Source organism: Bacteroidia bacterium (genome assembly GCA_026932145.1).
Lineage (GTDB): Bacteria > Bacteroidota > Bacteroidia > J057 > JAIXKT01 > JAIXKT01.
On the sequence record JAIXKT010000044.1, the window covers coordinates 111,780 to 124,059 of the forward strand.

The following is a 12,280-nucleotide window of genomic DNA, read 5'->3' on the forward strand; positions in this document are numbered from 1 at the left end:
CGGCAGCGTCAGTCTGGATAAATGACTCTGTAGTATATTCTGATGGGTCGCTAACTTGCTGGCTGATAGCGCCAATACACCGTCCCTTTCCGCTAACAATTCCGGCAGTTACCGTAGAATGTAAATTAAATGGAGAGCCAATAGCTAATGCCCATTCGCCAACTTTTACTGCATCTGAATTCGTAAACTGAATGGGTTTTAAATTGGGAGCATCTATCCGTAAAACAGCTAAATCCGTGTGTTTATCTCTCCCGATAATCTCGGCTTCAAATAAGCGGTGGTCTGATAAACGTATCCAGATTTTATTGGCGTTTTCTATAACGTGATAATTGGTTACGATATATCCGTCTGATGAAATGATAACTCCTGATCCATGAACCTCAGTTCCGGGGTTTAGTAATTCTGCAACACCGAAAAAGTCATGTTCGTCTTGAATTTCGTGAGTAGAATGAATATACACAACTGACGGTATAGCTCTTTCAGCAGCCGTTCCAAATAAAGATACTGTACCAGTGCTGCTTGCACGTGTGAATGGCAATGAACGTACCTCACCGTCATGAATATTTTCCGAAGGCGAAAGAAGCCAATAAACGAAAGCCGCCCCTCCTAAGAAACCCAAAAAGACGCTCCCGAAAACCCGCCAGCTAATTAAACTCAGGTACCGCATAGAAACCCCCAAAAACTACTTTTTAAAACCAACTAAAATATCCTTAAATAATTCATGAATGAATAAATTATGCCTGCACAAAAGCGCATTATCCTCAGAATAGGTACGAGCTAACAGTATAGAAAGTTCCCTAAATATTTGTATGTTACTCATCGCACAAAAATTAGTGTTATTGAATCTTGTTTTATCTAATTGAATCAGATCTAAAAAATCTTTCTCATTGTAAATTACGGCATCCCCAACGTCCTTATTATCAGCCATCACAAGATAAAATTCACTTATTTTACGGGACGTTCCTTCCCCAAAAAAGCGTAAGAAATAATAAATAGCTTCTTTATCTCGTGTTTCGCAGGTTTCATCTGTTGATTTTACTTTTATAAACTGAACCGGAATGTCTAATTCTTGGCAAATTACGTAAAATAACAACATCATGGGGAAAAAGGACGTGTATTTGTTGTCCAAAATATCAGACAATAAATATGCACCGGATGTGGGTTTGTTTTCCGCTAAACCAAATCTAAAACTTTCTATGTCAAATAATAACTGATGAATTTGTTGTAGCCGTTGCTCCATGTTCATATTAGGCATTTGCCGCAGCCAAATTAGATTTAAAATCCTGTTTATTTGATTTTTACACTGTTGGGTATCTATATCTGGATGTTCAAATTTAGTCAGTAATAACCAAGGCGTTAATAAGTCTTTTCCGCCTGTTAAGTGCCAATCGGCTAAATCTTGCCATATCTGTGGGATGGCTATTTTTTGAAATACTATTTTGATTTTGGAGGCTAAGGCAGGAAAATCTTTTTGTAACTGCCTTAATTGAATACGGTTATGCTTGGCATAGGTAAGTAATTCAGTTTCAGCTACTTGATATATTTCAGGGTCAGGGTCATCTAATAATGTGAAAAGGGACTGCAATCTCTCAGGTGTCATCGTGTTTTGGGTATTGATAATTTAACAATAAGGCTTACCGGATATTTATACTTTGAATAAACCAATAATGCCGGGTAGAAGCCAGTTAGATGTTATCTAAGTATTAAACGTTAAAGTAGTAAAAAAGTTACCTTAAAATCGAAAGCCCCTCATTATGAGGGGCTTTCGATTTGTTTATTACTAAATTAATGTTGTATAATTAATTTTTTGCTGGTTATGGGATTAACTCCGTCTGATAGTTGGTAGATATATACGCCGTTACCGAAACTGGCTGTATTTATGGTAACTTCTTGTTGGCCTGCGGGTATCCACTGCTGATGAACTTCTTTGCCTAACACATCTATAACTTTGAGCAGAATTGGTTTAGAATTTTCAGAGAAACGAATGGTTGTGCTTTCATTAGCTGGGTTCGGGAAGTTTTGCTGCATAGTGATTCTGGCAAGGGCATCATCTAAGGCAGTGGGGCCAATAAGGCCGTCAAACCACATGAACACACGGCTGGTAATAGAATCCCGTACGCTAGCATCATCTAAGGCTTCCATTCTGAAGGCGAAATAAGCTGTTTTGTAGCTACCTCCGCCAGTAATTGGCTTCTCATTACGTAAGGCTGCAGCAGTATCCGGGCTTCCGGCTTGAAAATAATTCATAATTGCTATCGCAGGAGTGCGAGGGGCAATTCTATCAGAATAATGAGAATAACTTGAATTTAGATAGGCAGAACCATAGGTGTTTAGTAAAAAGTCTGTGGTAGCCCCAATCTCAGCCGGGTCGCTACCGTCGCCATCAACTAAATAGCGAGCACCTATATAGTTTTGATACAAAGAGCGGCGCATAGTTGTGCCGTTTCCATTGATATAATAACCAATATCAGAACCTTGGAACATGATTCGTCCGCCGGTATTTAAAAAGGTTACTAAATTTCCGGCTTCTGCTTCACTAACACAGTTTCCATAATCAGAGCCGGTATGCCATAAAATATTTTTAAAATTGGTGGAAGTATATTGGTCTGCGGGCAATAGTGGAACTTCACCACCTTCTAATGTTGCATTAATACGATTTATTCCGGTAAGTGCGTTGGCTACCGCATTAGTCGTTGCCGGATGTTTACTAATCACTAACGTAGGAACACCGGAAATCAAAATAGCTTCTTTCTGGATTTTATACATTGTAAACGATGAGGTCGGGGAAACTTCTAAATAGACTTTTCCTTTTCCGGGAGTTGCTGCACTGGGAGTAATAGTGATAACTGCCTGCTGGGATGCGCCTGCTCCTACTGAAAGCATTAAGGAATCTGATGAGGTATTTCCATTAACACTGAAACTGGCAGACCAACCTGATGGTAAAACATCTTTGAGTAGTTTAAACTTATAGGTTTCGGCTTGTGAGTTGGTGTTGGAAAAATCCATTGTGTAGGTTTTGGGCGTAGCCGGCTGCTGCACATTTAACTGTGGTGTAGCTGAATTAATGGCTAAATTTATGGTAAAAGGAATGGGATTTCCGGCCATACCTGCTTGCATAACTTCTTTATTATTCATATTTTGAACAAAGCCTACAATACGTAGCTGGCTAAGGTCATAGATATTAGCCATTTTCCAAGCTCCACTCACTACAACTTCGTCATTGGTGTTAAAAGTAGCGGGTAAACTTGACCCGCCTGACCCGGTAAGCATATATTTCATCACATATTCATGCTTAGTCATTCCATTGGTTCCGGGAGGGCTTACAAAATTAACTTCTTTTTCAATAGCTACAATATAAGCCTTGTAGTTGCCGTTAGGAACATTCTGGCTGGCTTTAACGGTCATATTAACGGTTAAGGAATCGCCTGAAAAACCCGGACGAATATCCAACGAAAAGGGAGAAGCAACCATACTCCGGTCATCAAATTTCTGATACGTAGCACCATTGGGATGGCCGTTGTAAACATTACCGTCAATAACAGAATTTGGAACACCATTTAAATTATAGAGGTTGTGTCTATCTCTAACTTGCTGTGTGTTATGGTTATACATAGGATCGACACCCGGATACCAGACATGATAAGAAACCGTAACTACTTTACTTTCTCCCAGAGTGGCTAAAGTGTTCATTAGTACAGGCGTTGCGGCAGCACAAGGCGCACATGAAGCATTCGTAAAATACTCGTGCAGCACAACCCGCTGCGTTTGGGCAAACGATGCTATCGCTAACCCAACAAGAAACATGGTAAGTGATAATTTCTTCATATACATATTTATAAGTATGTTTTAAGACCTCAAAGATACGAAAATCACATACACAACTAAATAACTTATACTTTACTCAAAAAAAATATTGGGTTATTTTTTTATTATTTGATAGCATTGAAAAAGGTTAAAATTCAGAAAGAATGAAAGCTATGATTTCGTTGGTGAATCATTATTGCAATTAGGACATCATAGTTTTCTGTTTTCATGGAAAAGCAAGTAGGTTTTTTATCTAATATAATGAACTTTGTGCCTTTTATATCGTGAATCATATTGTGAAACAAGCTAAATTTGACAAGAAGATTTCTCAATCATACACACAAAAAGGAATATTGCCTATCAAAACTTTCGATTTGTCAGATAAGGAGTTGCAAATTGGTGATATATTCACTCCACTAAAATGGGGTGAATTTGCCATAGATAAACTCGACCTGTTTGCAAAATGGGTAACCGGTGCTTCTGTATTTGACCCCACAATGGGAGCAGGAAATCTACTTGAAGCCTTAATCACTTATGGCTTTTCTAAAGGATATGCAATTGATACACTCCCAACTCATAGGCTTTTTGGCAATGAATTGAATACTGTTTATTTCAATCAAGCATTGAATAAGTTCAGGGAAAAGTATGGCTTAAATATGTCTGGAAACTTTACCAATGAAGATTTTTTGCGCCTTACGCCCCAAAAATATGACATTGTATTGGGCAATCCTCCTTGGCAAAACTTTGTAGATTTACCGAAAAGCTATAAAGAGCAAATCAAAAGCTACTTTTTCAAATATGATTTGATAGGAAATAGCCAAAACCTTTTGTTAGGGGGAAGCAGAATAGATATAGCTGCACTGATTATTCAAATAGCCATTAAAGATTTCTTAAAACCAAATGGTGAAGCAATTATGTTTATGCCACTTTCATTATTCTTAAATGATGGTGCTAACAGAAATTTCAGAACTTATAGCATTGGGGAAGTAAATTATTGTGTTAATGCCGTTTTCGATTTTAATGATGAAGATGTATTTGACGGAATTGCGACCCGCTATGGGTTGAGTCATTTTATTCGGGACAAGAACCCATATTTCCCAATACCGTATTTCCGAAAAGAAAATACCTCTTGGAATGAATACATAGCTAAGCCAATGTTTCATGAAACAGACCCATTAAGTATTATTTCCAAGGATGAAGATGTTGATTTTAAAGACATTAAATCTGTGATGATAAAAAAGGAATCAAGTCCCAGGCAAGGAATCAATACCTGTGGAGCAAATAATATCTATTTCTTTGATTCTCTTAATGAAGTAACCAAAGACTTAGTGAGCGTTTCCAACAAGCATAAAGATAATATCATTTTGCCTAAGAAATTCATCTTTCCGCTTATTACATCAAAAGAGTTCAAAACAGAAGCAAAAGTTCCGTCTAAATGGGTTCTTTTGCCTTACACCAATAATGGAAAGCCTTTGGGTTGGAATCAAATTCAACTATTTCCTGAACTCAAGAACTATCTTGAAACAAATAAAGAGATATTACAAAGCAGAAAAGGTGTAATGCTCAACGCTATACTTGGTCGTGGATATTGGTGGGCAATATTAGGCATTGGGGAATACAATTTTTTTCCATACAAAGTAGTTTGGGAGGCTTCTGGCAAGACCCGTTTTAATCCAACAATTTTTGAAGGCAATTGGCAAGCAAACCAATCATTGCAAGCCTTCATCTCAGTTAGGGCATTATCTGAAGCCAAAAGAATCCAGGCGGAACTATCTGATAAACAAATAGAAAAATATCTACTGTCATTAAAGATGGAAGGAACCATGAATTGGGCACAACCCGGAAAGATTAAAAAAATGCTAAAATACGAATCTTTTTAGCATTTTTTCTGCTAAGCTGCAGCCACAAATAGTTGAGCTATGGTACGATAAATGTTGGTTATTTGCACCCTGAAGTCAAACGTTTTATGAGTTATCAGAGTCTGGAGGCTGCGGTTTTGGATTTGGAGCGTACCGGCCAGTTGGTTCGGATACCGCAAGAAATTGATCCTTACTTAGAGATGGCTGCGATACATAGGCGTGTCTTTGCCGCTAAGGGGCCGGCTATTCTGTTTGAGCGTATAAAAGGTTCTCCTTTTCGGGCGGTATCCAATTTATTTGGTACGTTAGAGCGTTCTCGGTTTATCTTTCGAGATACCATTCAGATGGTGCAGCAGCTCATTCGTGCTAAGGCAAATCCAGCAGAATTACTCAAAAGCCCGATAGCAATAGCTAAGTTGCCATTTGCGGCTATGTACGCACTTCCCCAGCGGGTTTATTGGCCGCAGTCAGTTCTATCTCTTCAAACTAAAATATCACAGTTACCACAAATTCAAAGTTGGCATAGAGACGGCGGAGCTTTTATCTTGTTGCCACAAGTTTTTAGCTTAACTCCCGGCCAAGCCGGAATCATGCAGTCTAATGTTGGGATGTATAGAGTTCAACTTTCTGGAAATCAATATATTCAGGATAAAGAAATTGGCTTACATTTTCAGATTCATCGCGGAATAGGGGTTCATGCTACCCGTGCTAGGGAGCGGAAAGAGTTGTTGAAGGTGAGTATTTTTGTGGGTGGCCCTCCTGCGCATACTTTGTCGGCTGTAATGCCTTTGCCGGAGGGCATCTCGGAACTTACGTTTGCGGGAGTTTTGGGAGGACGACGTTTTCGGTATTTTCACCGTAATGGTCATGTGTTATCTGCCGATGCAGACTTTGTCATTACCGGAACTGTTGATTTAAGCCAAACTAAGCCGGAAGGTCCTTTTGGAGACCATTTAGGTTATTATAGTTTGCAGCATAACTTTCCGGTTATGCAGGTAGAATCTGTATATCATCGTAAAAATGCGATTTGGCCATTTACGGTTGTGGGGCGGCCTCCGCAAGAAGATACCAGTTTTGGCCTGCTCATTCATGAGCTAACCGGCCCTGCTATTCCTACTGAAATTCATGGGCTACACGAAGTTAATGCCGTAGATGCCGCCGGAGTCCACCCATTGCTGTTGGCTATTGGCAGTGAAAGATATGTTCCCTTTCAGGATGTTCAACGCCCGCAAGAATTGCTTACTATTGCAAATAATATCCTCGGCTTTGGCCAATTATCATTAGCAAAATATCTGATTATCAGCAATAAATCGGATGATTCAGCGTTGCACACGCATAACATACCGGACTTTTTTCAGCATATATTAGCCAGAATTGACTGGAAAAGAGATTTACATTTTTACACCAACACAACTATAGACACCCTTGATTATTCGGGGGCAGGGTTTAATCGCGGTTCTAAGGTTGTGCTGGCTGCCGTAGGAAAACCTATACGAAACTTAGCTACCCAATTATCACAAGAGCTAAGGCTACCGTCAGGTTTTTCTAACCCCCGCGTAGTCGCTCCGGGTATATTGGGCATTCAATCTTCACTATCTAAACCTTTTTTACCCGAAGAAAGAACGGCGCTTTATCAATACATTGCAACTGAAATAAAAGAGCTAACGAACTCATTAGAAGCCTATCCTGAATTAATAAATGATTTTCCGTTATTGGTTTTGTGTGATGATAGTACTTTTTTAGCAAAAAACTTTGATAATTTTTTATGGATAACGTTTACCCGTTCTGACCCTGCGGCAGATATTTATGGAGTAGGTGAATGTAGTTACCAAAAGCATTGGGGGTGTAGCGGAAGTTTAATTATTGATGCGCGGATAAAGCCATTTCATGCACCGGCATTAGAATCTTTACCGGAAATTGAAGCAAAAGTAGATTTATTAGCACTTCCCGGCAAGCCGTTACACAATATAATTTGAGTCTAACCGCTGAAAAACACAGCTTTAGGGTTTAATCAACCATAAATTTTTTACGAATAACATTTCTATTGGGTGCGTGAATCTCAACAAGATAGATTCCATAAGCCCAATTAGTAATAGAAATTGTTTTAACCTGTTGTGATGCAATACTTTGTTCAGACAATATTTCTTTACCTTGTTGGTTGAAGATACGAAAAGTAGCTGTTGATAACTCATTGCTATCTAACCAAATATTTAAAAACCCATTGGCAGGGTTAGGGTATATTTTGATAGCCGTATTGGGTAGGTCGTTGTTAGGGTCAGTAACTAAGATGGAACAAGCTGAAGAAGTGTTTCTAAGTGCCATAATGCTATCACAGAGCAGATTGTATTGAGATATTTCAAATGCCGTTAAGGTACGGGCTAATAAGTTTGTTCTTTCAAAAGGGTCATTTTGAATATCAAAAAATAGAGGTGGTTCGTTATCATACAAAAGTAACTGGAATCTATTATTTCGTGCCGTGATACCATTTTTAAGTGCTGTATTATTAAAGGTTTCTGAATACAACCAAGTGCGGTTTGAAGGCAGGTTTGGGTTTTTAAAATAAGGAGAGAAGTCTATGCCGTCAATGGGTAAAGTATTTGGAATTGAATCTTGGGGAAGTTGCGCTATTGCCAACACCGTTCTGAAAATATCTACAACGCTTACTAAGGCACTGCAATCACTTCCTTTGGCTGTTATGTCTGGCCCTGCCACTACAAGAGGGGTTTTAACCCCTGATTCATAAAGAGTTCCTTTCCCTTGATAAAAGGGTAGTGGCGGAAAAAAAAAACGGCTATTCGTGCCGTTATCAGAAAAATAAATTATTATAGTGCTGTCTAATAATCCTTTAACCCTCATAGAATCTGCCATCCTTCCAATTTCGGTATCTAATGCTTCGCACATAGCTTTAAAATAAGGCTGAGGATTGGTGTCAATATCTGTTTGGGTTCCGGAAAGATTGGTGAATGAATGTAAATTATTGGGAGGTAAATGATAGGGGTTATGGGGAGAGTTAAAGGCCATACACAAGACCCATGGGCCGGTTACGGTATCTAACCAAGCGATTGCATCATTTACATTTTGGGTAGTTGCGTAGGTAGTACACGGATAGGAGTTGTAGTTTATGGTTCTTGACCAGTTAAAATAGCTTGGTAAAGCTCCTATGTGCTGCCCTGCATAATAACCCCAGCCCATTGGAACAGGGCCCGTTGGCGAAGTAACTCCGGTACTGCTGATGTGATATTTTCCTATTAAGGCAGTTCGGTAGTTCTGTGTTGGGTGTTTTTTGATTATTTTCGGAAACAGCCATTCGGAAGCAGATATGGAGTTTGTGTTGGTACCGTTGATGGCTCCCCCAACTCCGGTTCTAAATGGATAACGTCCGGCCATAAGGCTGGAACGGGTTGGGGAGCAAGCTGGAGTAGCCCAAAAATTGCGAAATAAAAGTCCTGTATCCCGAAGAGCCGTTAAGCGCGGTAAAGGCGCAGGATCAACACCCACACCCCAAAAAGGGGTGTAATCGTACCCCAAATCATCAGAAAGCAATATCAATACGTTTTTTTGACCTGACACACCCAAAATACCAATACCAATCCACAACGTAATCAAAATGAAGTTGCGGAAAATTAAAAGATAATTAAAAAACATAAACTATTGATTAATAACAGTTTCTTTTAGCCGTTGTGCTAAAAAAGTAGCTGTAAGGGAGTTTTTTTGCTGTAAGATTTTATCAGGAGTACCTGCATAAACTAAATATCCGCCGTTAGCTCCACCCTCAGGCCCAAGGTCAATAATCCAATCCGCACATTTAATAACCTCTAAATTATGCTCAATAACAATGATTGTATTACCAGCCTCGATAAGTTGGTTAAAAACCTGAAGCAGAATATCTACGTCATAAAAATGAAGGCCGGTTGTGGGTTCATCGAATATTAGTAAGCTATTTTTTTCGCTATTAGACCGGCTTAAGAAAGCCGCTAATTTTACCCGTTGTGCCTCACCTCCGGATAACGTACTGGAGCTTTGACCTAAACGAATATAGCCTAAGCCCACGTCTTCTAATTTTTGTAGGCGATTGACTATTTTAGGAACATTCTTAAAATGCTGGATGGCTTCGGAAACAGTCATATCTAAAACATCGGCAATATTTTTGCCTTTATAGTTGATTTCTAAGACATTTTGGGAAAAGCGTTTTCCTTTGCAGGCTTCACAGGTTATTTTAACGTCCGGTAAAAACTGCATTGGGATGAGTATTTCGCCTTCTCCTTCGCAGGATTCACAACGTCCTCCGGCAATATTGAATGAAAAAAATCCTGGGCTAAGCCGCTTTTTTTTTGAATCTGGTTGATTTGCAAACAACTCCCGAATGGCTTCAAATGCTTCTATGTATGTTACCGGATTTGAACGGGAGCTTCGCCCGATAGGGCTTTGATCCACCACTTCTACCGCTTTCAAAAGCTGAAAATCACCGGATACACTCTCATAAATCGGGGTGCTCTGGCTGACGTAGTTTGTTTTAACGGGGGTGGTAGTTAAAGCGTGCGTAAGCACTGTTCGTACCAACGTAGATTTTCCAGAACCACTAACTCCCGTTACCACGGTGAGCACACCCAAAGGAAAAGATACATTTATACCTTTTAAATTATGTTCCAAAACATTGGTTAAATTTATCCAACCTATTGGTTTTCTGTATGTAACAGGTATTGGGATTTGTAGTTTTCTGTTTAGATATTGCGCGGTTAAGGATTCTGAAGTGTTTAGTAGCGTTTGTAAATTTCCTTGTGCGACCACTTGGCCGCCCAGTTCACCGGCTTTGGGGCCAAAGTCAAGGATAAAATCTGCATTTCGGATCGTTGCTTCATCGTGCTCCACCACAATAACGGAGTTACCTTGATTTCGCAGACGCTTTAAAATCTCTATCAAGTTGTTCGCATCTCTTGGGTGCAGACCTACACTCGGCTCATCTAAGATATACATTGCACCGGTTAAATTACTTCCCAAATAAGTTGCCAAATGGATTCGTTGTGTTTCTCCGCCTGATAAAGTATTCATAGGCCGGCTAACTTGCAGATAACCAACACCTACTTGTCTTAGGTAAGCTAAACGAGTCGTGATTTCATGCAATAAACGGGTAGATAGATTTAGTTCATGCTCTCGTAATTGCTGCGGAATCTGTTCAAAGGCTTCACTTAGCTGGTCTATTGTGAGTGCTAACAAGTCTTTCATACAGTAGTTTCCTACAAAAACGTAGTTAGCTTCTTTACGCAGGCGAAATCCGCTACATTCCGGGCAGGCAGTCGGGCCTTTGTAAATATTAGGATTTGAACATCTTACTTCGGGGTATTCTCCCTTTAAAAAAGGATAAAGTCCCGGAAGTTTGTTATTACCGAACCAAAGTAAGTTTTTCTCCTCCTGCGAAAGAAGTGCATACGGAACATTTGTGCGCACCTTAAATATAGGTGCTGCAGCCAGAAAATCTCTATAAAGGTTCTTAACTGCTTTTGAGACAAAAACGGAAGTCCATGGATGTATGCAGTTGTCAGTTATGGATAAATATTTTTTCCTAAAAACAAGTTCCGGGCTAAAATCGGTTATCGTGCCGGTACCTTCGCATTTTCGGCAAGCACCGTAGGAATTATTAAAATTGAATAACTGGGGAGTAGGTCTTTCAAAAACGATTCCGTCGCGTTCAAAATTTTCCGAAAATTGAATAGTATCTTTATCTATCCAAAGAGAGCAATATCCATTTCCTTCGGTAAAAGCTATTTGAACGCTATCCGATATTCGATTTTGCTCTGCTTCATCAATATTTTCTCGAACGATAAAACGGTCAATAAGTAATTCAAGTTTTTTAGATGTAACTTTTTCTGCGCCAGATAGCACAGATTCTATTTCAATGGGATTATTGTTATAGAAAACCCTAGTAAAGCCTTTTTGGAGCAACGTTTGCAGCTCTTTCTGAATGATTGTTTTGTGCGAAATAGTAATCTTGGAAGTCAGGATAATTTTGGTACCGGTTGGTTGTTTCATAATATATTCAACAACATCACTTACGGTGTCGCTTTGCACTTCTTGGTTGCTGACCGGAGAAATGGTGCGTCCTGCTCGTGCAAATAATAATCTTAGGTATTCGTATAACTCTGTTGCGGTAGCTATGGTAGAACGAACGTTTCCGGAATGTACTTTTTGCTCTATGGCAATAGCCGGTGCTAAGCCGGATATAGTATCTACATCCGGCTTAGGAGTGCGGGCTAAAAACTGACGCGCATAAGAACTTAAACTTTCTACATATTGCCGATGCCCTTCTGCATAGATTGTGTCAAATGCTAATGATGACTTACCTGACCCACTTACGCCTGTAAAAACGACTAACTGATTTTTGGGAATATTTACAGAAATATTTTTGAGATTATGAACCCTAACTCCTTGTAGTATGATTTCTCTTCTTTTCATAAAAACATGCAAAAAAGCTGTTTTTGAGGTGCTGTTTATTGATTCCAAAATTACGAAATAAGGAAGTTCAATTCAAAAACTATCCGTAGATTATTTTTGGGGACTACTGTTGTGTTAATCGTAAATTAACGGATAAAGTCTTCTGAGTTTTTGCCTTGCATCGTTTG

General features: G+C 39.3%; 7 protein-coding genes. 2 read left to right on the forward strand and 5 right to left on the reverse strand.

Annotation, left to right across the window (positions count from 1 at the left end; genetic code table 11):
- From LC115_10380 to LC115_10390, 3 genes are all read right to left on the reverse strand, one after another.
- Window positions 1-667: S1C family serine protease (locus LC115_10380; GenBank protein ID MCZ2357069.1), on the reverse strand; the 667-nt coding region annotated here is incomplete at its 3' end.
- A 15-nt stretch (window positions 668-682) separates the two neighbouring features.
- Window positions 683-1,600 carry a hypothetical protein gene (locus LC115_10385; protein MCZ2357070.1) on the reverse strand — a complete coding sequence of 306 codons (918 nt, stop codon included), beginning with the start codon at window positions 1,598-1,600 and terminating at the stop codon, window positions 683-685.
- 185 nt (window positions 1,601-1,785) lie between these two features.
- A complete protein-coding gene (locus LC115_10390) occupies window positions 1,786-3,825 on the reverse strand; it encodes a T9SS type A sorting domain-containing protein (GenBank protein ID MCZ2357071.1) in 2,040 nt (679 codons plus the stop codon).
- 275 nt (window positions 3,826-4,100) lie between these two features.
- Between LC115_10390 and LC115_10395 the strand changes: the two genes are divergently transcribed.
- Together LC115_10395 and LC115_10400 are read left to right on the forward strand one after the other, a co-directional pair.
- A complete protein-coding gene (locus LC115_10395; protein ID MCZ2357072.1) occupies window positions 4,101-5,684 on the forward strand; it encodes an SAM-dependent DNA methyltransferase in 1,584 nt (527 codons plus the stop codon).
- Window positions 5,685-5,770: 86 nt separating this feature from the next.
- The gene (locus tag LC115_10400) at window positions 5,771-7,639 is read left to right on the forward strand and encodes a UbiD family decarboxylase (GenBank protein MCZ2357073.1); all 1,869 of its coding nucleotides are present in this window, start codon (window positions 5,771-5,773) and stop codon (window positions 7,637-7,639) included.
- Window positions 7,640-7,670: 31 nt separating this feature from the next.
- On the opposite strand, the gene LC115_10405 is transcribed toward LC115_10400, so the two are convergent.
- On the reverse strand, window positions 7,671-9,269 hold the full coding sequence (locus LC115_10405; protein ID MCZ2357074.1) for a sulfatase-like hydrolase/transferase: 1,599 nt from the start codon (window positions 9,267-9,269) through the stop codon (window positions 7,671-7,673).
- Window positions 9,270-9,311: 42 nt separating this feature from the next.
- Window positions 9,312-12,113 carry an excinuclease ABC subunit UvrA gene (gene uvrA / locus LC115_10410; protein MCZ2357075.1) on the reverse strand — a complete coding sequence of 934 codons (2,802 nt, stop codon included), beginning with the start codon at window positions 12,111-12,113 and terminating at the stop codon, window positions 9,312-9,314.
- Window positions 12,114-12,280 lie beyond the last annotated feature (167 nt).

Excerpts from the sequence above, each read along its gene's own strand:
- LC115_10385 (MCZ2357070.1), bottom strand. The coding sequence starts at position 1,600 with ATGACACCTGAGAGATTGCAGTCCCTTTTCACATTATTAGATGACCCT.
- LC115_10390 (MCZ2357071.1), bottom strand. The coding sequence starts at position 3,825 with ATGAAGAAATTATCACTTACCATGTTTCTTGTTGGGTTAGCGATAGCA.
- LC115_10400 (MCZ2357073.1), top strand. The coding sequence starts at position 5,771 with ATGAGTTATCAGAGTCTGGAGGCTGCGGTTTTGGATTTGGAGCGTACC.
- uvrA (MCZ2357075.1), bottom strand. The coding sequence starts at position 12,113 with ATGAAAAGAAGAGAAATCATACTACAAGGAGTTAGGGTTCATAATCTC.